22 protein-coding genes are annotated in these 25,081 nt (G+C 72.6%); 9 read left to right on the top strand and 13 right to left on the bottom strand.

The genetic code is table 11. The features are described 5' to 3' along the window. Positions 1-20: 20 nt before the first annotated feature. From DQ237_RS05960 to DQ237_RS05990, 7 genes are all read right to left on the bottom strand, one after another. Positions 21-974 carry a sulfate/molybdate ABC transporter ATP-binding protein gene (locus DQ237_RS05960; protein ID WP_113798108.1) on the bottom strand — a complete coding sequence of 318 codons (954 nt, stop codon included), beginning with the start codon at positions 972-974 and terminating at the stop codon, positions 21-23. Further along, the gene (locus DQ237_RS05965; RefSeq protein ID WP_113798110.1) at positions 971-1,762 is read right to left on the bottom strand and encodes a sulfate ABC transporter permease subunit; all 792 of its coding nucleotides are present in this window, start codon (positions 1,760-1,762) and stop codon (positions 971-973) included. The genes DQ237_RS05960 and DQ237_RS05965 overlap by 4 nt, the downstream gene beginning before the upstream one ends. Next, positions 1,755-2,639, bottom strand: a complete 885-nt coding sequence (cysT, locus tag DQ237_RS05970; protein WP_205730091.1) for a sulfate ABC transporter permease subunit CysT — start codon at positions 2,637-2,639, stop codon at positions 1,755-1,757. The genes DQ237_RS05965 and cysT overlap by 8 nt, the downstream gene beginning before the upstream one ends. Positions 2,640-2,646: 7 nt before the next feature. Next, entirely contained in the window at positions 2,647-3,630 is a 984-nt protein-coding gene (locus tag DQ237_RS05975; RefSeq protein WP_113798114.1) for a sulfate ABC transporter substrate-binding protein, read from the bottom strand. 186 nt (positions 3,631-3,816) lie between these two features. Beyond that, complete coding sequence (phaZ, locus tag DQ237_RS05980; protein WP_113798116.1) at positions 3,817-4,641, bottom strand: poly(3-hydroxyalkanoate) depolymerase; 825 nt, start codon at positions 4,639-4,641, stop codon at positions 3,817-3,819. Then, on the bottom strand, positions 4,625-6,388 hold the full coding sequence (locus tag DQ237_RS05985; RefSeq protein ID WP_113798118.1) for an alpha/beta hydrolase: 1,764 nt from the start codon (positions 6,386-6,388) through the stop codon (positions 4,625-4,627). The genes phaZ and DQ237_RS05985 overlap by 17 nt, the downstream gene beginning before the upstream one ends. A 156-nt stretch (positions 6,389-6,544) precedes the next feature. Next, positions 6,545-7,726 (bottom strand): acyl-CoA dehydrogenase family protein, encoded by a 1,182-nt coding sequence (locus DQ237_RS05990; RefSeq protein WP_113798120.1) that lies wholly within the window; start codon positions 7,724-7,726, stop codon positions 6,545-6,547. Between the two features lie 98 nt (positions 7,727-7,824). Here DQ237_RS05990 and DQ237_RS05995 point away from each other — a divergent pair, with 98 nt between their 5' ends. Then, positions 7,825-8,532 (top strand): hemerythrin domain-containing protein, encoded by a 708-nt coding sequence (locus DQ237_RS05995; protein ID WP_113798122.1) that lies wholly within the window; start codon positions 7,825-7,827, stop codon positions 8,530-8,532. A gap of 69 nt (positions 8,533-8,601) precedes the next feature. Here DQ237_RS05995 and DQ237_RS06000 read toward each other — a convergent pair whose 3' ends face one another. Continuing rightward, positions 8,602-9,636 (bottom strand): YihY/virulence factor BrkB family protein, encoded by a 1,035-nt coding sequence (locus tag DQ237_RS06000; RefSeq protein WP_113798125.1) that lies wholly within the window; start codon positions 9,634-9,636, stop codon positions 8,602-8,604. Between the two features lie 104 nt (positions 9,637-9,740). After that, positions 9,741-11,219, bottom strand: coding sequence for an MFS transporter (locus tag DQ237_RS06005; RefSeq protein WP_113798127.1), 1,479 nt, complete (start codon positions 11,217-11,219; stop codon positions 9,741-9,743). 212 nt (positions 11,220-11,431) lie between these two features. Here DQ237_RS06005 and DQ237_RS19655 point away from each other — a divergent pair, with 212 nt between their 5' ends. Further along, positions 11,432-11,596 (top strand): hypothetical protein, encoded by a 165-nt coding sequence (locus tag DQ237_RS19655; protein WP_166509514.1) that lies wholly within the window; start codon positions 11,432-11,434, stop codon positions 11,594-11,596. A 67-nt stretch (positions 11,597-11,663) separates the two neighbouring features. On the opposite strand, the gene DQ237_RS06010 is transcribed toward DQ237_RS19655, so the two are convergent. The 3 genes from DQ237_RS06010 to DQ237_RS06020 form a co-directional block, all read right to left on the bottom strand. Then, positions 11,664-13,457, bottom strand: a complete 1,794-nt coding sequence (locus DQ237_RS06010) for an acyl-CoA dehydrogenase (RefSeq protein WP_113798129.1) — start codon at positions 13,455-13,457, stop codon at positions 11,664-11,666. A 143-nt stretch (positions 13,458-13,600) separates the two neighbouring features. Continuing rightward, positions 13,601-15,247, bottom strand: coding sequence for an MDR family MFS transporter (locus tag DQ237_RS06015; protein WP_240619442.1), 1,647 nt, complete (start codon positions 15,245-15,247; stop codon positions 13,601-13,603). A gap of 108 nt (positions 15,248-15,355) precedes the next feature. Further along, positions 15,356-15,889 carry a MarR family winged helix-turn-helix transcriptional regulator gene (locus DQ237_RS06020; protein WP_113798131.1) on the bottom strand — a complete coding sequence of 178 codons (534 nt, stop codon included), beginning with the start codon at positions 15,887-15,889 and terminating at the stop codon, positions 15,356-15,358. 311 nt (positions 15,890-16,200) lie between these two features. On the opposite strand from DQ237_RS06020, the gene DQ237_RS06025 reads away from it, so the two are divergent. The 6 genes from DQ237_RS06025 (at position 16,201) to hrpA (ending at position 24,043) form a co-directional block, all read left to right on the top strand. Next, positions 16,201-16,524 carry a hypothetical protein gene (locus DQ237_RS06025; protein WP_113798133.1) on the top strand — a complete coding sequence of 108 codons (324 nt, stop codon included), beginning with the start codon at positions 16,201-16,203 and terminating at the stop codon, positions 16,522-16,524. Positions 16,525-16,540: 16 nt separating this feature from the next. Then, the gene (locus DQ237_RS06030; RefSeq protein WP_147251752.1) at positions 16,541-17,131 is read left to right on the top strand and encodes a hypothetical protein; all 591 of its coding nucleotides are present in this window, start codon (positions 16,541-16,543) and stop codon (positions 17,129-17,131) included. After that, positions 17,124-18,251, top strand: a complete 1,128-nt coding sequence (locus tag DQ237_RS06035) for a peptidoglycan-binding domain-containing protein (protein ID WP_113798137.1) — start codon at positions 17,124-17,126, stop codon at positions 18,249-18,251. The genes DQ237_RS06030 and DQ237_RS06035 overlap by 8 nt, the downstream gene beginning before the upstream one ends. Continuing rightward, the gene (locus DQ237_RS06040; protein WP_113798139.1) at positions 18,248-18,892 is read left to right on the top strand and encodes an ABC transporter ATP-binding protein; all 645 of its coding nucleotides are present in this window, start codon (positions 18,248-18,250) and stop codon (positions 18,890-18,892) included. The genes DQ237_RS06035 and DQ237_RS06040 overlap by 4 nt, the downstream gene beginning before the upstream one ends. Continuing rightward, on the top strand, positions 18,889-20,001 hold the full coding sequence (locus tag DQ237_RS06045) for an FtsX-like permease family protein (protein WP_113798141.1): 1,113 nt from the start codon (positions 18,889-18,891) through the stop codon (positions 19,999-20,001). The genes DQ237_RS06040 and DQ237_RS06045 overlap by 4 nt, the downstream gene beginning before the upstream one ends. 100 nt (positions 20,002-20,101) lie before the next feature. Then, the gene (gene hrpA, locus DQ237_RS06050) at positions 20,102-24,043 is read left to right on the top strand and encodes an ATP-dependent RNA helicase HrpA (RefSeq protein ID WP_113798143.1); all 3,942 of its coding nucleotides are present in this window, start codon (positions 20,102-20,104) and stop codon (positions 24,041-24,043) included. Here hrpA and DQ237_RS06055 read toward each other — a convergent pair. After that, positions 24,040-24,408 (bottom strand): hypothetical protein, encoded by a 369-nt coding sequence (locus tag DQ237_RS06055; RefSeq protein ID WP_113798145.1) that lies wholly within the window; start codon positions 24,406-24,408, stop codon positions 24,040-24,042. The two genes, hrpA and DQ237_RS06055, sit on opposite strands and share 4 nt — an antisense overlap. A gap of 212 nt (positions 24,409-24,620) precedes the next feature. On the opposite strand from DQ237_RS06055, the gene DQ237_RS06060 reads away from it, so the two are divergent. Next, positions 24,621-25,010, top strand: a complete 390-nt coding sequence (locus DQ237_RS06060) for an ATP-binding protein (RefSeq protein WP_113798147.1) — start codon at positions 24,621-24,623, stop codon at positions 25,008-25,010. Positions 25,011-25,081: the final 71 nt, after the last annotated feature.

The raw sequence follows: 25,081 nt of genomic DNA on the forward strand, positions 1-25,081 counted from the left end.
GCCCCGCCGGGCGCCGTGCGTCATACGGCGATCCGGTGGGCGACGGCCGCGGCCCGCAGGTGCACCGTGTCGCCAGGGACCGTCCCCAGCCGGCGCGCCTGCTCGCGAGTGATCTGCGCCCAGGTCGGTTCGCCACCGACCAGCAGGTCGACGCGGACCTCGAAGCCCAGCCGCACGACCCGCTGCACGGTCGCGGGGAGCGTGCCGGCTTCGGGGTGTGACAGGAGCTCGACGTCGTGCGGGCGGACCAGCTCGCCACCGACGCGGGTCGTGGGGCCGAGGAAGCCCATGACGAAATCGCTCGCGGGGCGCTCGTAGAGGTCGTCCGGGCTGCCGACCTGCTGGACCTCGCCGCCGGCCATGACCACGATCTCGTCGGCGACCTCCATGGCCTCCTCCTGGTCGTGCGTGACGAAGACGGTGGTCACGTGCACCTCGTCGTGCAGCCGGCGCAGCCAGGCGCGCAGCTCCTTGCGCACCTGCGCGTCGAGGGCGCCGAACGGCTCGTCGAGCAGGAGCACCTTCGGCTCGACCGCCAGGGCGCGGGCCAGGGCCATGCGCTGCCGCTGGCCGCCGGAGAGCTGGGCGGGGTAGCGGTGGGCGAACTGCTCGAGGTGCACCAGCTCCAGCAGCTCCTGCACCCGCGCCGTGATCTCCGCCTTGGGGCGCTTGCGGATCTCGAGCCCGAAGGCCACGTTGCCGAACACCGTCATGTGCTTGAACGCGGCGTAGTGCTGGAAGACGAACCCCACTCCGCGGTGCTGCGGCGACAGGTGGGTGGAGTCCTCGCCCTCGATCTCCACCGTCCCCGTGTCGGGGTCCTCGAGGCCGGCGATGATCCGCAGCAGGGTGCTCTTGCCACCGCCGCTGGGGCCGAGCAGGGCCGTGAGCGAGCCGCTCGGGATGTCCACCGAGACGTCGCGCAGGGCGGCGAACTCGCCGAAGTTCTTGGACACGTTGCTGACGCGGATCATCGGGCGTCCTCTCGGGGTCGCAGGAGGGTCGTGACCAGCAGGGTCAGGATCGCGATCGCCGCCATGGCGAAGGCGGCCGCGTAGGCGGACTGCTGGTCGAAGTTCTGGAAGCGCTCCTCGACGAAGAGCGTGAGCGTCTGGGTCTGGTCCTTGATCCGGCCGGAGACGACGGCGACGGCGCCGTACTCGCCCAGCGAACGGGCCAGGGCGAGCACCATCCCGTACGCCAGCGCCCACCGGACGGCGGGCAGGGTGATGCGCCGGAAGGTCTGCCACGGCCCCGCCCCGAGGGTCCGTGCCGCCTGTTCCTGCTCGGTCCCGATCTCCTCGAGCACCGGCGTCACCGCGCGCACCACGAGCGGAAGGGAGACGAAGACCGTGGCCAGGACCATGCCCGGCAGGGAGAAGATGACGTCGATCCCGCGGTCGGCGAGCCAGCCGCCGAACGGCGCGAAGCGCCCGTAGACCAGGATCAGCGCCAGGCCGACGACCACCGGTGACACGGCGATCGGCAGGTCCACCAGCATGTTGAGCACCCGCTTGCCCGGGAAGCTGTGGCGCACCAGCAGCAGCGCGGCGCCGACCCCGAACAGCGTGTTGGCGACGACCGAGAGCACCGCCACCTGGGCGGTGACCGCGAAGGCGTGCAGGGCCGACGGCGTGGTCAGCGCGTCCACCACGGGGCCGATCCCGTCGGCGAACGTCGTCCAGCAGATGAGGCCGACCGGTAGCACGAGCAGGAACAGCAGGTAGACCAGCGCGATCGAGCGCAGCGCGTACCTAGTCACGCCGGGCCCCCCATCGCTGGAGGAGGTCCATGGCCACGAGCATCAGCAGGGCGACCAGCAGCAGGACCGTGGAGACGGCGGCGGCGCCGGTGACGTTGTCGCTCTCGATCTGACCGAAGATCGACACGGCCGCTACCTGCGTGTCGAACGGGATGTTGCCGGAGATCAGGACGGTCGACCCGAACTCGCTGATCGAGCGCGCGAAGGCCAGGGCCGTGCCCGAGAGCATGGCCGGGAGCAGGCTCGGCAGGATGATGCGCCGGAAGATCGTGCCGCGACCGGCGCCGAGGGAGGCCGCGGCCTCCTCCATGTCCCGGTCGAGCTCCAGCAGCACCGGCTGCACGGTGCGGACGACGAAGGGCAGCGTCACGAACAGCAGCGCCACGACGACGCCGCTGCGTGCGTAGGCCAGGTCCACGCCCAGCGGGCTGGAGGGGCCGTAGAGGGCGAGCAGCACCAGGCCGGCGACGATCGTCGGCAGCGCGAAGGGCAGGTCGATGAGCACCTCGACGACGCGCTTGCCGGGGAAGTCGTCGCGGACCAGGACCCAGGCGATCAGCGTGCCCATCACCAGGTTGACCAGCGCCACGAGCAGCGAGGCACCGATGGTCAGCCGCAGGGCGGATGCGGACTCCGGCGTGGTGACCTGCGCCCAGAAGCCGGCCAGGCCGTCCTCCGTGGAGCGCCACACGACCGCCGCGAGGGGGATGAGCACGACCAGGCTCAGGTAGAGCGTCGCCGTCCCGAGACCCAGGCCGAGGCCGACGCGTCGCCGGAGCCGCGGCGACCGCGGCGACCGGGACCGCTCCGGGGAGCCGGCCGGGGGAGCCGCCGGCCGACCGTCCCGCACGAGGGCGGGACGGTCGGCGGCGGCCACCGGGCCGTCAGTTCTCGACGGCGACACCGATGCTCCGCTCGACATCGACCATGAGGCCGCTGTCGGTGTCGAAGAAGCGGGAGGTGACGTCAGCCCAGCCGCCCAGGTCGGCGATGGTGAACAGGCCGCTGGGCTGCGGGAAGTCGGCCTTCGCGGCGAGGTCCTCGTCGACCGGGCGGTAGCCGTTGTCCACGAAGATCTGCTGGGCCTCCTCCGAGCGCAGGAAGTCCAGGAACGCCTGCGCCTCCTCCGGGTGCTTGCTGGACTTCGTGACCGCGACCGGGTTCTCGATGAGGAGGGTCTCGTCGGGAACGGTGTAGTCGATCTTCTGGCCGTTCTGCTGCGCGAAGATCGCCTCGTTCTCGTAGGCGAGCATCGCGTCGCCCTTGCCCCCGGCGAAGGTCTGCAGCGCCTTGCGTGCGCTGTCGTCCTGCACCGGGACGTTCGCGAACAGGTCGTTCAGGTAGGCCACGCCGGCCTGCTCGTCCTTGCCGACGTCGCTCGCCGCGCCGTAGGCGGCCAGCACGTTCCAGCGCGCTCCACCGGAGGTGAACGGGTTGGGGGTGATGACCTCGACGCCGGAGCCGGTCAGGTCGGCCCAGTCGGTGAGGTCCTCGGGGTTGCCCTCGCGCGTGGCGATGACGACGACGGAGTCGGTGACCATTCCGGCGTGCTCGTCGCTGTTCCAGTCCGCGGCCACGAGGTCGGCCTTGACCAGACGGGTCATGTCCGGCTCGAGCGAGAAGGCCACGACGTCGGCGGGCTGGCCGGCCTCGACCGCTCGGCTCTGGTCGCCGGAGCCGCCGAAGGAGGTCGTGAACTCGACGTTCCTGCCGGCGTCGGTCTTCTGGAACGCCGTGATGATCTGCTCGTAGGCCTCCTGCGGCGTGGAGTACGCCACCAGGGCGAGGGTCACCGTGTCCTCGGAGGACGAGCCGCCGTCACCGCCGCAGGCGGTCAGGCCGAGGAGAGCGATGGTGCCGGCCGCCATGAGCCCGAGGGGGCGTCTCGTACGCAATGTCTATCTCCTTGGTCGACTTAGTGGGCAGGAGAGTAGTACGACGTCCCGAGCAGGTGTACGGGGGGCCTCGCGGCATGTGCGAGGGGCAGGACGCAGGACCGAGTGCGCCCTTCTACGGCCGCTCGACGGCCTCGTGCGCCGAGCTGACGGCGCTGCTCACTCGTCGAGGAAGCGCTCGATGACCGGGGCCAGCTCCGCGGCCTCGGTGATGAGCGCGATGTGCCCGCCGCGGTAGACGTGCAGCCGGCCCTGGGGGAGGAGCCGTGCCATCACCCGGGCGTTGACCACGGGGATGATCGGGTCGTCGTCGCCGGCGACCACCAGCGTGGGCTGCCGGATCAGCCGCAGGAAGGGCAGGGAGCTCCAGCCCGCGCTGGAGGCGAGCTGGTAGTAGTAGCCGCGCCTGGGGCCGACCCGGGTGTTGGCGTGCAGGGCCGCAGCCGCACGTTCGGGCTCGGTGCGCATGGTGCCGCCATAGATGTCACCGGCGATGCGCCGGGCGTAGTCGGGGTCCCGGTGGCGCCGGGGGGTGAGCATGCGGGCGAGCACCCGCGGATGCGCCGGCACCATGAGCGACCCGGTCGCGGTCGCGGCGAGCACGAGCTTCCGGCAACGCCGGCGGTGCTGGACGGCGAAGTGCTGGGCCAGCCCGCCGCCCCAGGAGAGCCCGAGCACGTCGACCGGGTCGTCGTACCCGAGTTTGCTCAGCAGGCCCGCGACCACCGGGCTCAGCGTGGACAGCACGTAGGGGACGACGGGGCGGGGGGAGCCGCCGACGCCGGGGACGTCGAAGCGGACGACGGTCCGCCGCGGGTCCAGGGCGTCGACCAGCGGCTGGAGCACCTCGAGGCTGGCGCCGATGCCGTTCATCAGCAGCAGCGGCGGCACGTCGTCGTCGGTGCCCCGGCGGACGGCGGTGCGGATCGTCCGACCCTGGACCGTCAGGCTCCGGACGACCTCCGGGCTACTTGTCGAAGACATAGGTCCCCGGCGCCTCGGCGAGCACCTCCAGCCCGTTGCCCCCGAGCTCGGTCGGAGCGTCGATCTCCTCACCGGAGCGCTCGCCCAGCCAGGTCATGAAGTCCGGCCACCAGGAGCCCTTGACTGTCTCGGCGGCCTTGGCCCACTGCTTCGGGTCCGGGGGCGTGGAGCCAGCCACCTGGAACGTGGACTTCGGGTTGCCGGGTGGGTTCACCAGCGAGGCGATGTGGCCGCTGGTCGAGAGCACGAACCGGCTCTCGCCGCCGAGCAGCTGCGTCGTCCGGTAGCAGGCCTCCCAGGGGCACAGGTGGTCGGCGACGCCGGCGGTGGCGTAGGTGTCCACGGTGACCGCCGAGAGATCCACCGGGGAGCCGAGCATCGACACCGCACCGGGCTCGGTGAGCGCGTTGCGGACGGCGACGTCGATGAAGTCGCGGTGCAGCCCGGCCGACATCCGGGTGGTGTCGGCGTTCCAGAACAGGATGTCGAAGTTCGGCGGGGGCTTGCCCTGCAGGTAGTTGTTGACCCAGTAGTTCCAGATCAGGTCGTTGGGCCGCAGCCAGGCGAAGACCTCGGCGAGCTGGGCGCCGTCGAGGTAGCCCTTCTTCCGCGACCGCTCGGTGGCTGCCTCGACGGCCTCCGGGTCCATGAGCGCCGACACCGTGCCCGCTCGCGACCAGTCCAGGACGGTGACGGCGAAGCTCGCGGCGCGGACCCGCTCCTGCCGTCCGGTGGCGGCCAGGTGGGCCAGCACCATCGCCGTGATGATCCCGCCGGAGCAGAAGGCCTGGAGGGCGACCTGCTCCTGGCCGGTGATCCGCTCCACGACGTCCATCGCGTCGATCAGCGCCTGGCCGTAGGTGTCGAGATCCCAGTCGGCGTGCCGCTCGTCGGGGTTGCGCCAGGAGATCATGAACACCTGCTGGCCGGAGGCCACGTAGTGCTCGACGATGCTGCGGCCCGGCGCGAGGTCGGTGATGTAGTACTTGTTGATCGTCGGCGGCACCATCACCAGCGGCAGCGAGCGGACCTGCTCCGTCGCCGGCCGGTACTGGATCAGCTCGAACACCGGCGACCGGAAGACGACGGCGCCGGGCGTGATGGCGAGGTCCTCCCCGACGGTGAACGCGTCGGGCTCGACCATCGAGGGCACCCGCGGCGGTGAGGTGAGGTCGGAGACCATCCGGCGCACGCCCTCGACGACGTTGCGGCCGCCGGTGTCGATCGTGGCCTTGAGCGCCAGCGGGTTGAGGAACGGCACGTTGCTCGGAGCCAGCGCGTCGACGAGGTTGGTCGCGGTGAAGCGGATCCGCTCGTCGTCCTGCCAGTCGAGGTCGGCGTCCTCGATCAGCTCCCACGCGGTGCGCGCGGTGGCCAGGTGCAGCTGCATCGCCCGCTTCAGCAGCGGGTTGCCCTGCCACGCCGGGTCGGCGAACCGCTTGTCCTTCTTGCCGGGCGCGAGCTCCGACCGGCCGACGGCGATCCGGCCCAGCTCGCCGACCAGCTCACCCGCGCGGGCTGCGACGGTCCGGGGCCTGCGAGCAAGGGACGAGCCGAAGCGCAGGGCCGTCCCGGCCGGCGGGACGAGCCGGCGCAGCGGGCCGCGGGCGGCGTCGACCAGCACCATGTCCAGCCCCGTGGCGGCCTCCGCCGCCGCCTCCGGGGTGCCCGTCTCCGGAACGGCCTCGGGGCGCTCGCGCGGTGGTGCGGAGGCGTTGCGGGCGGGCTCGGTGGCGGGCTGGGCCATGGCGGTCTCCTTCGCGCGCACCGCCTGCGGGAGAGCCGGCTGCCGTCCCCCGAGACGCTGATGTGACCTGACCCACTCAACCACAGCGGGTCGCACCCGGCAGGGCGTCGACGGCGCCAGGGCCGTCGGCGCCCTCACCTCAGGGCGGTCGTCCCGTCAGACGATCGCGCTGGCGCCGGTGACACCGCGGCCCACGATCAGGGTGTTCACCTCGCGGGTGCCCTCGTAGCTGTAGATCGCCTCCGCGTCCGCGACGTACCGGCCCACGTGGTTCTCCAGCAGGATCCCGTTGCCGCCCATCAGCTCGCGCGCCCAGCCGACGGTCTCGCGCATCCGCATCGTGCAGAACGCCTTGGCCAGCGACGCCTGCTCGTCGGTCATCTCGCCGGCGCCCTGCAGGTGGGAGAGCCGTGCGCACATGGCCGCCGAGGCGGTGATGTTGCCGAGCATGCGCACGAGCAGGTCCTGCACGAGCTGGAACTCCACGATCGGCTGCCCGAACTGCTTGCGGTCCATGGCGTAGCGCAGCGCGTGCTCGTAGGCGCCGCGGGAGCAGCCGACGGCCGACCACGCCACGCCGGCGCGGGTCATGCGCAGCACGTTCGCCGTCTCCCGGAAGCTGTGCGCCTCCTGCAGCCGGTTCTCCTCCGGCACCCGGACGCCGGAGAGCGTGATGTGCGCGTTCTGCACCACCCGCAGGGCGATCTTGTCCTCGAGGTCGACGGTGGTGAACCCCGGCGTCCCCTTCTCGACGACGAAGCCGAGCACCCGGTCGGTGTCGACGTCGCGCGCCCAGATGATGGTGAGGTCGGCGAAGCTCGCGTTGCCGATCCACTTCTTCTCGCCGTCGAGGACCCAGGAGTCGCCGTCGCGCCGGCACGTCGTCTGCAGCCCCTTGGCGACATCGGAGCCGTGCTCGGGCTCGGTGAGGCCGAAGGCGCCGATCAGCTCCATGCGGGCCATCGCCGGGAGCCAGCGCTCCTTCTGCTCCTCGGAGCCGCAGAGGTAGATCGAGCCCATGGCCAGGCCGCCGTGCACGCCCATGAACGTGGAGATCGAGGGGTCGCCCATGGACAGCTCCATGGCGACCATGCCGTCGAGCAGCTGCGAGCGGCCCGGGCAGCCGTAGCCGACGTAGGGGTTCCCGGCGATCCCCAGCTCGGCCATCGCCGGGATGAGCTGGCGGGGGAACTCCCCGCGGGTCCAGTACTCGTTGATCACCGGCTCGACCTGCTCGTCCATGAAGGTGCGGACCCGGTACAGCAGGGCGCGCTCCTCGTCGTAGAGGAGGGCCTCGAGGTCGTAGAAGTCGGAGGTGATCGTCGAGCGGTCGGTCATCGCTGCCACCTACCCGTGAGGCCTCACCACAACCGGCGCTTGCGCGAACGGGTGAGCGGGCACGGCACAGCCGAACCCCGAGACCCAGGAGGCGTTCCGTGACCCGATCCATCGCCGACCAGACCGTCGAGGAGCTCGGCGGCACCGGCAGCGTCCTGGTCCGCCAGCGCAAGGACCACATCGAGCTCGACCGGCTGCTGCAGGAGCTCGACGGCAGCACCGGCACCGCGCAGGAGGAGGTGCTCAACCGCATCGACCGGCTGGTGTTCAGCCACGCCTTCGCCGAGGAGACGGTGCTGTGGCCGGTCATCCGCCGGGTCCTACCGGACGGCGACGCGCTCACCCTGCAGGTGGAGAAGGAGCACCAGGAGGTCAACGAGCTCGTCACCGCCCTGGAGCGCGACGGGGTGGATCACCCCGAGCGCCCGGCCCGGCTGCGCCGCCTGGTGGAGGTCCTGCGCGAGGACGTCCGCGACGAGGAGGACGTGCTCTTCCCGCGCCTGCAGGAAGCGATGAGCCACGAGGAGCTCCGGGCGCTCGGTCGGCGCTGGGCGCTCATGGCCCGGATCTCACCCACCCGGCCGCACCCCACGGTGTCGCGCCGCCCGCCGGGCAACGCGCTCTCCGGGCTGCCGCTCTCGCTCGTCGACCGCACCCGTGACCTGGTCGACGCCGGGGTCCGCCGGGTGCCGGAGCGGTTCGTCCCGGCCGGGCGCGCGCTGAGCCGGGGGCTGGCCGGGGTCGCCGCCGTCATCGAGCGGTTGCCGCTGTCCCGGACAGGTGACGGACCGCCGACGAGTCGCTGACGACACGGCAGTGGCCCTCTCCCGGGAAGGGAGAGGGCCACTGCCGTGCGTGGGGCGGGACGGCCTCTCTCAGGTCGTCTGCTTGTCCTTGGGGGTCTCGCGGGCGTCGAGCTGGATCTCCTTCTCGGCCCGCGGCACGCCCTCCTTGAGCTCCTTGCCCCGCTCGATCTCGGCGTCTAGCTCGATGCCGAAGAGCAGCGCCACGTTGGTCAACCAGAACCAGATCAGGAAGATGACCACGCCGGCGAGGGTGCCGTAGGTCTTGTTGTAGCTGCCGAAGTTGCCCACGTAGAAGGCGAACAGGGCCGAGGCGACGGCCCAGACGAGCAGCGCGACGCCGGCACCGGGGCTGACCCACTTGAACCCGCGCAGCTTCACGTTCGGCGTCGAGTAGTAGAGGACGGCGATCATCAGGGCGACCAGCACCACGATCACCGGCCACTTGGCGACGTTCCAGACGGTGAGCGCGGTGTCACCCAGGCCGATGCCACGACCGACGGCCTCCACGATCGGGCCGCTGAGCACGACCATGGCCACGATCACGGCGGCGAACAGGACGCCGATCAGGGTGACCAGCAGCTGGAGCGGCTTGAGCTTCCAGACCTTCCGGCCTTCCGGCGTCTCGTAGACGATGTTGGCCGCGCGGGTGAAGGCGCCGACGTAGCCGGACGCGGACCAGATGGCGCCGGCGAGACCGAGCACGAGACCGAAACCGGCGGCCTGGTTGCTGGCCAGCTGGTCGATGACCGGACCGACGGTGTTCGCGGCACCCTGGGGGAGCACCGCCGTCAGCGCGTCGGTCATCTCCTTCGGGTCCATCATCAGGCCGACGATCGACAGCAGGGCGACGATGGCGGGGAAGAGTGCCAGCACGCCGTAGTAGGTGAGTGCGGCGGCCCAGTCGGTGAGGTTGTCCTCGCTGAACTCCTTCAGCGTCCGCTTCAGCGTGCCCCCGACCTTGGGTGAGGGGTCGGCGCCGGTGGGCGCGAAGTCCGACCGGGTGCCGCTGACGTTGTCGTCGTCGGGGGCCGGGTCGGCGGCGGCGTGGTTGCCGTGGAAACGGGTGTCCGCCGCGGTGCGGCTGGAGCCGGTGGATCGGGCCATGGAAGGTCCTCCGGGGAACGAGGGCGGTCCTCCCCCCGATGCCCCGGACGATCCGGTTCCATGCCGGACACGCGGGTGTCGGTTCGGTATCGATGTGCCGTGGCTCAGCGCAACCCGGAGACCGGGGACCACTCCCCGGCACCGGCGGTGGCCTCCTCGACGTCGGCGAGCGCGTCCTCGCGGTGGCCGGTCCCGGTCCGCAGACCGACGACCGCCACGACCACGACGACGGCCGAGGCGACCACGCCCACCAGGGCGACGAGGGTGAAGGCCAGCGCCCGCGGCAGCCCCGTCGCCGGGTCGACGGCGGCCGCGATGAGGGTCACCGCGATCGTGCTGCCGAGCGCCTGGCCGACGGACCGGGCGATGGAGTTCACCGCGTTCGCCACGCCCGTCTCGTCCTCGTGCACCGCCTGCACGACCAGGGCCGGCAGGGCGGCGTAGGCCACCGTGACCGACAGCTGCGTGAGGAGGCCGGCGACGATCACCTGCCACGGCTCACCGCGGAGCCCGGCCAGCAGCCCGAAGCCGACGACGCCGCAACCCGCGCCGGCGATCAGCGTGGGCAGCGCCCCGAGACGGCTCACCACCCGCCCGGCGAACGGCGCGACCAGGATCCCGAGGACGCCGCCGGGCAGCAGGTAGACGACGGCGGCCTCCAGCACGCCGGCCCCGAACCCGTAGCCGGTGACCTCCGGCGGGGACTGCACGTACTGGAGGACGGCCAGGAACGAGGCGAACAGGGCGATGCCCGTCATGAGGCCGGCGAGGTTGGGGACGACGGTGCGCCGGTCGGTCAGCATCGCCGGCCGCACCAGCGGTTCGGCCGTGCGCCGCTGCAGCACCACCCAGCCGGCGAGGACGACGACGGCCCCTCCGAGGCAGCCGAGGGTGCCGGGGGAGGCCCAGCCCCAGGTCGGTCCCTGGGAGAGCGGCAGCAGGAGGAGCACCAGCCCTGCCCCGAGGACCAGCGCCCCCCACCAGTCGATGCGGCCGGTCGCTGCGCCCGGGTGGCGGGGGAGCAGCCAGGCGACGAGGGCGAGCGACACCAGCCCGGCGCCGAGGCCGACCCAGAAGGCGTGCCGGTAGTCGCCGTCGTCGCCGGTCAGGAGCCCGGTGGCGACGAGCCCCACCACGCCGCCCACCGCCAGCGTGCTGCTGACCACCGACATGGCCACGCCGAGGCGCCCTTCGGGCAGCTCCCGGCGGAGCGCGCTGATGGACAGCGGGAAGAGCCCGTACGAGGCGCCCTGCAGGATGCGGGCCACCAGCAGCAGCGGCAGCGACTCGGTGACGATCGCCAGGAGGGTGCCGAACGAGATCGTCGCCAGGATGCCCAGGATCACCGGCCGCTCGCCCCGCAGGTCGCCCAGCCGGCCGAGAACCGGCGTCAGCACGGCAGCGGCGAGCAGGTTGGCGGTGAGCACCCAGCCGGCGGCGCTCGCGGAGATGCCGAGCTGCTCCTGGATCCGGCCGAGCGACGGGACGACGAGGCTCTGCAGCACCGACAGCGTCGTCACCCCGAGCGACAGCGCGAGAACCAGCACCGCGGGCCGGGTGGCAGGCGCTGTGGGGTCGGACACGTGTCGATCAGACCACGACCCTCCGACGGCCCTGACGGCGCCGTTCTCGCACCCATCCGTGTGGTTCCGATCACACCCCGTCAGGTGAAGTACACGATCCGACGATTACCGAGCGACGGATCGGGGGAAGAGTCGTCCGACGACGTGCGCCGCCCTGACGGATGGCGCCGAGGACATGCAGACGCAGTACAGCGCGATGGGGGAGAGATCTGATGATGATGTGGCCGGCCGTGGCCCTGCTGGGGTTCCTGGTCCTGACGGCCCTGGTCATCGCGATGGGCACCCAGTCCACCGCCCGGTACGAGCAGGAGCAGCGCGCCGCTGCCCGCTCGGCCGGTCCGCGCACCGCCTCCGAGGCGGTCGGCGCCAGCGCCTGACCACTGACCGACGACGCCCCGCTCTCCTCCGGGAGGGCGGGGCGTCGTGCTGTCCGGGGTCGAACGGTCAGAACACGTCGGGCGGGGTGTCCAGCACCGTGCGGTCGAGCGACTCGAGCAGGTCGAACCACCCGCGGGTGCGGGAGAGCTCCCAGCGCCAGAAGTAGCGCGCCGCTGCCCGCTTGCCCTCGTAGAACGACCCGGTCCCCGTCCCGGTCGCCAGTGCCTGCTCCAGCCACAGCCAGGCGACGACGACGTGCCCTGCGGCCTCCAGGTAGACGTGCGAGTTGGCCAGTGCCACGTCAGGGTCGCCGGTGCCCCACAGGGCCGCTGTGACCGAGCCCATCCGCGCCACGGCGGCATCGAGGTCGGCGGCGAACCCGGCCCACTCCGTGCCGGCGGCGCGGGCGGTGGTCGCGGCGATCGTCTCGCCGAGCAGTGCCAGGCCCGCGCCGCCCTGCATGACGACCTTGCGGCCGAGCAGGTCCAGCGACTGGATGCCCTGCGTGCCCTCGTGGATCGGGTTCAGCCGGTTGTCCCGGTAGAACTGCTCGACCGGGTAGTCGCGGGTGTAGCCGTAGCCGCCGTGCACCTGGATGGCCAGGTCGTTGGCGACCAGGCCCCACTGCGAGGGCCAGGCCTTGGCGACCGGCGTCAGCATGTCCAGCAGCAGGTGGGCCCGCTCCCGCTCCTCCGGCGACTCGGCGGTCTGCTCCTCGTCGACCAGTCGGGCGCAGTACAGGCCCAGCGCCATGCCGCCCTCGGCGTAGGACTTGGCGGCCAGCAGCATCCGGCGCACGTCGGTGTGCTCGATGATCGGCACCATCGGCGAGGCCGGGTCCTTCGCGCCGGCCGGCCGGCCCTGGGTGCGGGTGCGGGCGTACTCGAGCGCGTGCAGGTAACCGGTGTAGGCGAGCACCGTGGCGCCCACGCCGACGCCGATCCGCGCCTCGTTCATCATGTGGAACATGTAGGTGAGGCCGCGGTGCGGCTCGCCGACGAGGTAGCCCACCGCCCCGGCCCGCCCGCCCGGGGTGTGCACGCCCTCGCCGAAGTTGAGCAGCGTGTTCGTCGTCCCGCGGTAGCCCATCTTGTGGTTGAGGCCGGCCAGGACGACGTCGTTGCGCTCCCCGAGGGTGCCGTCGTCGTTCACCAGGAACTTGGGCACGATGAACAGCGAGATGCCCTTGGTGCCGGCCGGTCCGCCGGGGATCTTGGCCAGCACCAGGTGCACGATGTTCTCGGTCAGCTCGTGGTCGCCGCCGGAGATCCACATCTTGTTGCCGGTCAGCCGGTAGGTGCCGTCGTCCTGCGGCTCGGCCCTGGTGGTGATGTCGGCCAGGGAGGAGCCGGCCTGCGGCTCCGACAGCGCCATGGTGCCGAACCAGCGGCCCTCGAGCTCGGGCCGGACGAACGTGTCGATCTGCTCCGGGGTGCCGTGCGCGAGCAGCAGCCGCGCGTTGCCCATCGTCAGGAACGGGTACGCCGACGTCCCGACGTTGGCCGCCTTGAACCAGGCGAAGACCGCCTGCCCGACGGTGTGCGGCAGCTGCATGCCGCCGTACTCCTCGTCGAAGGAGCCGGCCATGAGCCCCGCGTCGGTGAAGACCTTGAGCGCCTTGGCCACCTCGGGGATCAGCACGGCCTTGCCGTCGACCATGTGCGGCTCGTTCTCGTCGGCCTTGCGGTTGTGCGGCGCGAAGTGGTCGGCGGCGATCTGCTCGGCCAGGTCCATCACGGCGTCGAAGGTCTCGCGGGAGTGCTCGGTGAAGCGCGGCCGCTTGGTCAGCGACTCGACGTCGAGCCACTCGTGCAGCAGGAAGTCCAGGTCGCGGCGGGACAGGATCAACGACGACGGCATGCCCCGACTCTATGCCCAGGGAAGCGGGGCAGTTGTGGCCGCGGACACCTTCTCCGCGCCCCCGCCCTCGTCCTCCCTCACCGTTCCGGGTCCTCCCTCGCGGTCGACCGTGAGGGAGGACCCGTGACGATCAGGAGACCTGATCACCAGGGGATCGAGGGGTGTCGCCGGGGCGGCCCACCGGCGGCGGCGTGGACGTCGGGGCAGCGGCACCCGCCGCCTCGACGGCCTGCTCGACGGGGTCGCGCTGGTCGGTCGTCGCCGTGCCGGCCGCCGCCTGCTGGGCCTGGATGCCCGACTGGTTGCGCAGGGGCAGCTCCGGCAGGAACAGCAGCACGAAGAAGCCGAGGGCGACCACCACGGCCGCGACGAGGAAGACCAGGTCGATCGAGTCGGAGAACCCGGTCTCGAACGGCCGGGCCAGCGCGTCCGGGAGCTTCTGGATGAAGGAGGTGTCGTCCAGGTTCCCGCCACCGCCGGCACCCAGCTGCTGGAACTGCGGGCCGAGTTCGGGGTTCGCGGCGACCGCCGAGGTCACGGCGTCGTTGATCTTGTTCGGCAGCGTGGTGAAGAGGATGGAGAGGAACGCGGCCACGCCGATCGTGGCCCATCTGCCGGAAGAACGTCACCGAGGAGGTCGCGACCCCCATCTCGGTCGGGCGGACGGCGTTCTGCACGGCCAGGATCACCGGCTGGAAGTTGAAGCCGAGCCCGAGGCCCATGAGGATCATGAACGGCACGAGCGTCCAGACCGAGGTGTCCGCGTCGATGATGAACGACATCGAGACGAGGGCCACGACGATGAAGACCGTGCCGATCAGCGGATAGATCTTGTACTTGCCGGTCTTCCCGATGATGATGCCCGAGCTCATCGCGCCGGTCATGATGCCGAGCACCAGCGGGATCATCTGCAGGCCGGCGACGGTCGGGCTCGAGCCGTGCACGATCTGCAGGTACTGGGGCAGCAGCAGGATGCCGCCGAACATGCCGGCACCGAGGACGACGCTGCCGACACTGCTCACCGCGAAGCTGCGGTTCCGGAACATCCGGAGCGGCAGCAGGGCGTCGTCCCGGTAGGCCCGCTCGGCGAGGACGAACAGCACCAGCCCGAGGGCGCCGATGGCGTAGCAGGTCAGCGCCCGGCCCGAGCCCCACCCCCAGAGGCGGCCCTGCTCGGCGACGATGAGCAGCGGCACCAGGCAGACGATCAGCGCGAGCGCGCCCGGCCAGTCGATCCGGTGGTCACGGCGGGTGTGCGGCAGGTGGAGCACCCGCATGACGACGAGGAACGCCGCGATGCCGAGGGGCACGTTGATGTAGAAGATCCAGCGCCAGCCGTCGATGGCCAGCAGCGAGCTGCGGCCGGCGAAGAAGCCGCCGATGACGGGCCCGAGGACGCTCGACGTGCCGAAGACGGCCATGAACATGCCCTGGTACCGCGAGCGCTCCCGCGGGGGCACGATGTCACCGATGATCGCAAGGGCCAGCGACATCAGGCCACCGGCTCCGATGCCCTGGACCGCTCGGAAGGCCGCCAGCTGGTACATCGAGTCGGCCAGCCCGCAGAGCATCGAGCCGATGACGAACACGCCGATGGCGAACAGGTAGAAGGGACGCCGCCCGTACAGGTCGGAGAGCTTGCCGTAGAGCGGCGTGGCGATCGTCGAGGTGATCAGGAAGGCCGTCGTCGCCCACGCCTGCAGGTCGTAGCCGTTCAGGTCGTCGGCGATCGTGCGGATGGCGGTCGAGACGACGGTCTGGTCGAGCGCGGCGAGGAACATGCCGAGCATCAGGCCGCCGAGGATCGTGAGGATCTGGCGGTGCGTGAAGGTGCCGTCGCTCCCGGGGGGCGGCAGCCGCGGCGCGGGCGTCCCGCCGATCGTTCGCGGTGGACTGGCTCATCGGTTCTCCCGAGGGGACGTGGCAGAGGTGCTGGTGGACGGTACGGAAGCGGTCCCCGGCCAGCCGGGAAGCGCGGCGGCGAGATCGTCGAGGAATCTGCGCAGCAAGGTGGTGAACGTGCCGACGTCGTCGTCGCTCCATGCGGCGGTGACGGCGGTGAGGTGGGCCTCCCGCTCGTCGCGGAGCGCGACGAGCGTGGCAAGCCCATCGTCGGTGATGACCAGGCGGCTTGCGCGGCCGTCGGACGCATCGGCCGCGCGACGGACCAGCCCCGCCTCGACCAGCGCGGCGACGTGCCGGCTGATCGTCGACGGGTCGGCGTGCACCAGCTCGGCGAGCGCGCCCTGACGCAGCGGCCCGAGCCGGGCCAGCGGGTGCAGGAGCAGGAGCCCGGCGCGGTCGCGGGTGGGGCTGGAGAGCCGGGTGCGGGCGGCCTGGACCAGCCGGAAGAACCGGGGCAGTTCGTCGGCCAGGGCGCGCAGGTCCGCCGACCGGTCCGGCGGCGGGCCGGGGGCAGCGGACGTCGTCACGAAGGGCCTTCCGGATTCGGTGCACGGCACATGCCGTTGTACGAAGCAAACATCCGGCTGCGGTATGCCGGCAATCGTCCGGCCATGTGACCTGCCCGACGCCCGCGGACGGGCCGGGTACCGCCTTCAGAGGGCCGGCCCCCGATCCGTGGCCCCCTGTACCCGTGCTGCCCGGGAGGAACCCCTGCCCGCCCACCGGCGTGGGGGCTCTCGCGCCCGAGAGGAACGAGTTCCGAAACCTCTTGTTCCAGGACTTCCGCGCCACTAGGTTCGGCGCCCCGGAGCAGGGTGCTCCGACGGAAGGAGCGTTCATGAAGAGACGCTCGGGCGTCCTCGCGGCCGCGGCTGTCGCCGTCGTCGCCACGGCGCTGCCTGCGCACGCCGCCGTCGGCAAGAGCGGCACCAAGTACTGCGCCAGCACCCAGTCCGCGTACGCAACGGTGCGGTACTACGGCACCGGCACGCTGCAGCCCCCGGGTGGATCGCGCAGCTACCTGAACTCGTCCACGGGGGTGTGGGCGACCGCGACCAGGTACTCCCCGTACGGCAACGGCGGTGGCTACTGGGCCGCCTCGATCACCGGGGGGATCAGCGATTCGGGCACCTACGCCGGCTGCAACTCCAGCCAGCCGTGATCGGCCCCTGCTCCCGATGAATCGAACGGCACGGCTGGTGGTGGCGGGGCTCGTCCTCGCCACCACCCTTGCCAGCGGGTGCTCCTCCGCCGAGAGCGCCGACGGAGGCGCGACCGGGACCGGCGGGCGGGCACCGGCGGCCGCCTCGTCGGCGGGGGCGGTCTTCGAAGGGTCGGACGCCGAGTACGACGCCGCGATCCTCGACTGCCTCGCCGGGAGGGGGTGGCCGGCGGTGACGACGGACGGCGCTGCCACGTTCCCGGGCAGCGAGGGCGACCCGGAGGGGTTCGACCGCGCCTTCGCTGCGTGCCAGCGCGAGCTGGGGACGCCGGCGCCCCCCGACTACTCCGACGCCCAGTTCGCCGCGATGTACGAGTTCCAGGTCGGTACCCGGGAGTGCCTCATCGGCCTCGGGTACCCGATCTCCGAGCCGCCGACGGTGCAGCAGTGGACCGACAGCTACCGTGCCAGCCTCTCGAACGGGCAGCCCCCGTGGCTGCCGTGGTTCGAGCTCACGGCGCCCGCCCCCGGGGTCGAGGAGCAGTGCCCCCAGGCCCCGCGCGACGGGTGGCCGGCGTACTTCGCCGCCCAGGGCGTCGATGGCTGAACCGGAGACCAGTGGCGGCCCCAGCCGCACCGCCCGACGCAACCCCTGGGTCGCGCGGGCCGGTGCCCTCGGGCTCGCGCTGCTGACCCTCGGGACGGGCTGGTGGGCCGGGCGGGCCACCCTCAGCCCACCGGAGTCGGCGTCGCCGGCCGCGGCCGATCCGATCATGTACGAGGTCGTCGAGGGCACCGTCGGCCAGGCCGTCTCGTTCACCGCCGAGGCGACGTGGGCACCGGCCCCGCTGGCGGTCAACGCGGCGTCGGGCACGGTGACCAGCGTCGACGTGGCCGACGGCGACACGCTGACCGCCGGCGACGTCGTCTACACCGTGGGCCTGGAGCCGGTCGTCGCACTGCCGGGGGCCGTGCCGGCCTTCCGGGATCTCTCCGTGGGCCTCGAGGGTGCCGACGTCCGGCAGCTCGAGCAGTTCCTCGTCTCCGAAGGACGCCTGCGGACGGCGGACAGCAGGTACGGCGAGGACACCGCGGGGGCGGTTCGCGCCTGGCAGCGCGCGCTCGGGCGTCCGCCGACCGGCACGGTCGGCCCGGCCGGTCTCCTGTTCGTCCCGCGCCTGCCTGCCCGGGTGCTGGTCGACGACGCGCTCCAGGTGGGCGCCATCGTCTCGCCCGGTCAGGCCGCGCTGTCCGCGCTCGCGGACGCCCCGGAGTTCGCCGTCGTCCTGTCCTCGCAGCAGCAGGACTCGGTGCCGCTGACGGCGGCGGTGGAGGTGCACGCCGGGAACACGTCGTGGTCGGGCGTCATCGCCGATGCGGTGGCCACTCCCGAGGGCGACCTCCGCCTGCGCCTCACCGGTCCCGGCGGCGGCGCGCTCTGCGGTGCCGACTGCGGTCAGGTCCCCGTGTCGGGTGCACCCCGCTACCGGACCGACGTGGTCCTGGTCCCGGAGACGAGTGGCCCCGTGCTCCCGGTCGCGGCGATCGTCACGGCGCCGGACGGCACCACCCACGTGGTCCACGAGGACGGCCAGCAGGCCCCGGTGGAGATCGTGGCTGCGGCCGAGGGGCGGGCGGTGGTCTCCGGAGTGGAGATCGGCGACAGGGTCCGGCTGCTGCCCGGGGCCGGGGTCGGCGCGCCCGCGTCCGCCGATGGGCCGTCATGACCGAGGGCCTGGTCGTCGAGGACCTGACCTTCGCCTACCGGCCCGGAGCGGCGGCCGTGCTGGACGGGATGAGCGCCCGTTTCGAGCCGGGAACGGTCACGGTGGTGACGGGGGCGTCGGGGCGCGGCAAGTCCACGCTCCTGTACCTGCTCGGCATGCTGCTGCGGCCGACCTCCGGCCGGCTGCGGTGGGGCGACGTCGACCTGACCGGCGCGGACGACAGGACCTGCTCGCGGATCAGGGCGGAGCGCATCGGGTTCGTCTTCCAGGACGCGCTGCTGGACCCGGCACGCACGATCCTGGACAACGTCCTGGAAGGCGGTCTGTACGCCGGTCTCACCGGACCGGTGGGCCGGGCGCGGGCCCATGACCTCCTCGAGCAGTTCGGCGTGCGGGCGAGGGTCGACCACCGACCGGGCGAGATCTCCGGCGGCCAGGCCCAGCGGGTCGCGCTGTGCCGCGCGCTGATCAAGGAGCCGCTCCTGCTCCTCGCCGACGAGCCGACCGGCAATCTCGACGCCGAGTCCGCCGCCGTGGTGTGGCAGGCCTGCGCGGACACGGCAGCGCGCGGGGGAACTGTCGTCGTGGCCACCCACGACACCTCCCGGGCCGCGGGAGCGCGGCACCTGGTGCTCGCATGACGAGCGGCGGCCTCCGCCCGTGGCACCTCGTGCGCGAGGCGCTGGTCACCGCGCGCGTGCAGCGAGTGCCGACCGTGGTCACCGCCCTCGTCGTCGCTGCCGTCTGCGGGGTCGTCTTCGCCACTACGGGGCAGTCGGCCGCCGCCGAGCAGCGGGTGCTGTCGCGGCTGGGCGACGTCGGATCCCGCACCATCGTGGCCGAGGACGTGTCCGGCGCGGCGGGGATGTCGGCGCGATCGGTGTACATGGTGAGCCGGCTCGACGGCGTGCAGTGGGCCCTGGGCGTGGGACCGGTCGTCGACGTCCGCAACGCCGTCCTCGGGTCCGCCGGCCCACCGGTGCCCGGGCGTCTGCTGTACGGAGACGTCCCCGCCGAGATCCGGGTGGGCGGGCGGCTCCCGGCCGCCGGAGAGGCGCTGGTCAGCCCCGGGGCGCAGCAGGTGCTCGGCCTGGCCCAGCCGGTCGGCGGCGTAATGGGCGCGGAGCTCGACGCCGCCCTCGTGGGCTCCTTCACCGCCGTGGCGCCGCTCGACGGGCTGAACGACGGCGTGCTCCTCCGGGGGCCGGACAGGGTGGCCGAACCGACGCTGCGCAGGCTCTACGTCCTCGTCGAGGAGGTCGACGACGTGGAGGTGCTCGCCGCTGCGACCCGGGCGGCGCTCAGCGCCGACGATGCGACCCAGATCCGGGTCGAGGTCTCCACCACGGTCCTGGACCTCCGGGAGGTCGTCGCCGGTGACCTGGGCAGCTCCGGCCGCCGGATGATGCTCCTGGTCTGGGGAGTGGGCCTGGTGCTGATCGCCACCACGCTCTTCGCCGCCGTGAGCTCGCGGCGACGGGAGTTCGGACGGCGCCGGGCCCTGGGTGCCTCGCGGCCGGTGATCGTCGCCGTCGTCGTGCTGCACGGGCTCGTCGCGGCCGGGATCGGCGCGGGAACCGGGACAGCCATCGGGCTGATCACCGTCTGGCGCACTGCCGGCGCGCTACCGGCCGCCGAGTTCACGGCCGGTGTCGCCGTGACGGCAATCCTGGTGGCCCTCGTCGCGAGTCTCCCCCCGGCGCTGACCGCCGCCTACCGGGACCCGGTGCGGATCCTCCGCGTGGCCTGACCCTGATCGGTCGCGGGATTCGCGGCGCCCGCAGGATGGGGGCTGTCGCGAGGTGGGATCCTGGGACCCCTACCGAGCCGAGAGGAACCCGAGCCCCACCGTGAGTGCCCCGCAGCACGATCTCCAGGCGCGACTCAAGGCCCTCACCCTCGCCGACGAGCACCGGCTGCGCCGCCGGCTCGACGGGCTGCGGCGCACCCGCGATCCGCAGGCCCGTGAACGGCAGCGCGAGCGGATCGCCGTCGAGGTCAGCGCGGCCGAGGAGCGGATCGCCCGACGGCGGGCAGCGGTCCCGGTCGTCGGCTATCCGGAGGACCTGCCGGTCAGCGGCCGCCGCGACGACATCGCCGCGGCGCTCCGCGACTCGCAGGTCGTCGTCGTTGCGGGCGAGACGGGTTCGGGCAAGACCACGCAGCTGCCCAAGATCGCCCTCGAGCTGGGGCGCGGGGTGCGCGGGCGGATCGGGCACACCCAGCCGCGGCGCATCGCCGCGCGCAGCGTCGCCGAGCGCATCGCCGAGGAGCTGGGCACGGAGCTGGGCTCCGGTGCCGTGGGCTACAAGATGCGCTTCAACGACCAGGTGTCGGACTCGACCCTGGTCAAGCTGATGACCGACGGCGTCCTGCTCGCGGAGATCGGCCACGACCGGCTGCTGCGCCAGTACGACACGATCATCATCGACGAGGCCCACGAGCGGAGCCTCAACATCGACTTCCTGCTGGGCTACCTGGCGCAGATCCTCCCGCGTCGCCCCGACCTCAAGCTGGTCATCACCTCGGCGACGATCGACGTCGAGCGGGTGGCCAAGCACTTCGGGGACGCCCCGGTCGTGGAGGTCAGCGGGCGGACCTACCCGGTGGAGGTCCGCTACCGCCCGGTCGTCGACCCGGACGATCCGGACGCCGACCCCGACCGGGACCAGGTCACCGCGATCGTCGACGCCGTCGACGAGCTGGTGGTGGAGGGGCCGGGCGACATCCTGGTCTTCCTGGCCGGCGAGCGGGAGATCCGCGACACCCAGGACGCCCTCGCCGAGCGCGCACTGCCGAACACCGAGATCGTCCCGCTGTACTCGCGGCTGTCGGCCGCCGACCAGCACAAGGTGTTCGCGCCGCACACCGGACGGCGGATCGTGCTGTCGACCAACGTCGCCGAGACCTCGCTGACCGTTCCCGGCATCCGGTACGTCATCGATCCCGGGACGGCGCGGATCTCCCGGTACAGCCATCGCACGAAGGTGCAGCGACTGCCGATCGAGCCGGTGAGCCAGGCCTCGGCCCGCCAGCGGTCCGGCCGCTGCGGCCGCCTGGGACCCGGCATCGCCATCCGGCTCTACACCGAGGAGGACTTCGAGAGCCGGCCGGAGTTCACCGACCCGGAGATCCTGCGCACCAACCTCGCCTCCGTCCTCCTGCAGATGGCGGCGCTCGACCTCGGGGAGGTCGCGGAGTTCCCCTTCGTCGACCCGCCCGACAGCCGCGCGGTCGCCGACGGCCTCGCTCTCCTCGAGGAGCTGCACGCCCTCGACGGGGACGGGAAGCTCACCGAGACCGGCCGCGCCCTGGCCGCCCTGCCGCTGGACCCGCGGATGGCCCGCATGGTCGTGGAGGGAGACCGCCGGGGGGTGCTGGACGAGGTCCTCGTCATCGCGGCCGGTCTCACCATCCAGGACCCCCGCGAGCGGCCGAGCGAACACCAGCAGGCCGCCGACGAGCTGCACGCCCGATTCGCCGACGGGAACTCCGACTTCCTGGCCCTGCTCAACCTGTGGCGGTACCTGGGGGAGCAGCAGGAGGCGCTCTCGGGCAACCAGTTCCGCCGCACGGTCAAGCGCGAGTTCCTCCACTACCTGCGCATCCGGGAGTGGCAGGACCTGCACGGTCAGCTCCGCGGGACGGCCCGCCGGCTGGGCATGAACCTGGGGGAGCCGGCGGCCGAGCCCGACGAGCGCGGCATCCACGCCTCGCTCCTCGCCGGCCTGCTCTCGCACGTCGGCCTGCAGGTGGAGCCCGCGAAGGGCCGGGACGGGAAGCCCGGCCGGCCCGGCCGCGAGTACCTCGGCACGCGCAACACCCGCTTCGTGCTCGCCCCGGGCACGCCCCTGGCGAAGAAGCCGCCCCGCTGGGTGGTCGCCGCCGAGATCGTGGAGACCAGCCGGCTGTTCGCCCGCACGGTGGCGCGCGTCGATCCCGAGGACGTCGAGAAGCTCGCCGGGCACCTGGTGAAGCGTCAGTACTCCGAGCCGCGCTGGGACGCCAAGCGCGGCAGCGTCGTCGCCACCGAGCGGGTCACCCTCTACGGGCTGCCGCTGGTCGTCGGCCGGCGCGTGCAGTACGGCTCGATCGACCCCGTCGTCTCCCGGGAGCTGTTCATCCGGCACGCGCTGGTGCAGGGGGAGTGGACCACCCACCACCGGTTCTGGGCCGACAACCAGCGGGCCATCGAACGGGTCGCCGAGCTCGAGGAGCGCGCCCGCCGCCGCGACATCGGGGTCGACGACGAGACGCTGTTCGAGCTCTACGACGCCCGCATCCCCGCCGACGTCGTCTCCACCCGGCACTTCGACACCTGGTGGAAGCGGGCCCGGCACACGCACCCGGACCTGCTGACCTTCACGCCGGAGATGCTGACCAACGCGGCGGTGGCCGCCGAGGTGCGCGCCGAGGACTTCCCCGACGAGGTGCGGCTGACGCAGGGGCTGACCCTGCCGCTCTCCTACGCCTTCGCCCCCGGCGCCCCCGAGGACGGCGTGACCGTCGACGTGCCCCTGGGTGTCCTGGACTCCGTCGCCGAGCGGACTGCCGGCGAGTCGCTGGCGTTCACCGTGCCCGGGCTCCGCGCCGAGCTCGTCACCGAGCTGCTGCGGTCACTGCCCAAGCAGCTGCGCCGCGCGCTGGTGCCGATCCCGGACCGCGTACGCGAGGTGCTCCCGCGCATCGAGGTGACCGAGCCGCTGCTGCCGGCGCTCGAACGGGAGCTGCGCCGCGCCGTGGGCGTCGTCGTCCCGCCCGACGCGTGGCAGCCGGCGCAGGTGCCCGGGCACCTGCGGGCCACCTTCCGGGTGCTCGACGACCAGCACCGGCCGCTCGCGCAGGGCAAGGACCTCGGTGCGCTGCGGGCCCAGGTCGCGCCCCAGGCACGGACGAGCCTCGCCCGGGCGGCCTCCGACCACGAGCGCACCGGTGCGACGGCATGGATCTTCGGCACGCTGCCGGAGTCGGTCGAGGTACGGCGCGGAGGGCACGTGGTCACCGCCTTCCCGGCGCTGGTGGACGAGGGGTCGACCGTCGGCGTGCGCGTCGTTCCCACCCGGTCCGAGGCCGCCCGCCTCACCCGGCTCGGCGTCCGCCGGCTCCTGGTGCTGGTCGTTGGGTCCCCGGTCCGGCAGGTGGTGAAGGGGCTGCGGCCGGCCACCCGGCTGGCCCTGCAGTTCAACCCCGACGGCGAGATCCCCGACCTCGTCGCCGACTGCGCGGACGCGGCCGCCGACGAGCTGGTCGCTGCCGCGGGAGGTCCGCCCCGCGACGAAGCGGCGTTCGGCGCCCTCGTGACCGCCGCCAAGGCGCAGCTCCCGCAGCTCACGGCCGACACCGTGCAGCGTGTCGAGGCGGTGCTGACCCGCGCCCGGGAGGTCGCGGTGGCCATCGGTGCCGCGCCGGGCCGCCGAGTTCCCGAGGCGGCGGTCGCCGACCTGCGTGCGCAGATGACCGGCCTGCTGCACCGGGGCTTCGTGGCGGCGGCCGGTCGACGGCGCCTGCCCGACATCGTGCGGTACCTGTCCGCGATGAGCCACCGGCTGGAGAAGCTCCCGGCCAACGCCGCGCGCGACCAGGTGTCGATGCAGCAGGTCGCGGCGGTCACCGCGGAGTACGAGCAGCTGCGCCGGCAGGTGCCTTCCACCGGGGCTCCGGACGATCCGGTCGTGCGGGTGCGCTGGATGATCGAGGAGCTGCGGGTCGCGCTGTTCGCGCAGACCGTCGGCACGCCCCGCCCGGTGTCCGAGCAGCGGATCTACAAGGCGATCGACGCCGTCCTGGCCTAGTCGCCGGCCGTGGGGCCGGTGCCCTTGAGCAGCGCCGAGATGCGCTGGCGCGTGACCCCGAACAGGGCGGCGATCCGGTTGATGCTCACCTGCTCGCGCTGCAGGGCCGCGGCCTCCTCGCGGCGCCAGGTGTGCCCGGCGGTGGCCAGGGAGGACAGCACCGACGAGATGCTCTCGACCACCAGTGGGCGGGACTCCTGGGTGACCAGCTCCAACCAGCGGCGGCCGGCCCGGCGATCGGCCAGGAGCGTCACCGCTCGTTCCCGCGCCCGGTGCAGCTCCTCGACGGACCTGTCGATCTGCCCGATCAGGGCCTCGAGCGCCCGGGTCGCGGCGTCGTCGGACGGGGGCCCGGGAACGGTCATGCGGGTCCTCTCGACGCGGGGACGGGACTGGTCCCTCCACCGTACGGCAACGTCCGTTGCGCGCAACGGACATGACATGCAACAGGGGTTGCGCGATCGTCCCTCCAACGGGGAAAGTTGTGGGCAACCCAGTCGAGAGGCGTCACCGCACTGCCGATAACCAGTGCACGGGCAACTCCGCCGCACCGCCCCGGCAGAACGGAACGCACACCATGTCCACCCTCACCGCCAGCTTCGACCTGCCGCCGACCGCCGCCAGCGTGCCGGTCGGACGTCGGCTCGTCCGTGAGCTGCTGCAGGCCTGGGGTGCCCGTCAGGACCACGACGACGCCGCGCTGCTGGTGACGGAGCTGATCGCGAACGTGGTGGACCACGTGGGCGGCTCGGACTGCCTGACGCTGGAGGCGACCTACTCCGAGGACTGGCTGCGCCTGGCCGTCATCGACTGCTCGCCGGCGCGTCCCGCCGTCCAGCAGCTCGACCCCGAGAGCACCCGGGGCCGTGGCCTGCACATGGTCGAGGTCGTGGCCGACCGCTGGGGCTGCGAGGACCACCGCGGCGGCAAGCGGGTCTGGTTCGAGCTCCGCCCGCAGCGCCTCTGACCCGTCGCGCGGTGTGACGCCGTCGCTGGTTTGCCGCGGCCCCGCAGCGGGGAGGCTCCTGTCAGGAGCGA

This window comes from Blastococcus sp. TF02-8, from assembly GCF_003319175.1.
GTDB lineage: Bacteria > Actinomycetota > Actinomycetes > Mycobacteriales > Geodermatophilaceae > Blastococcus.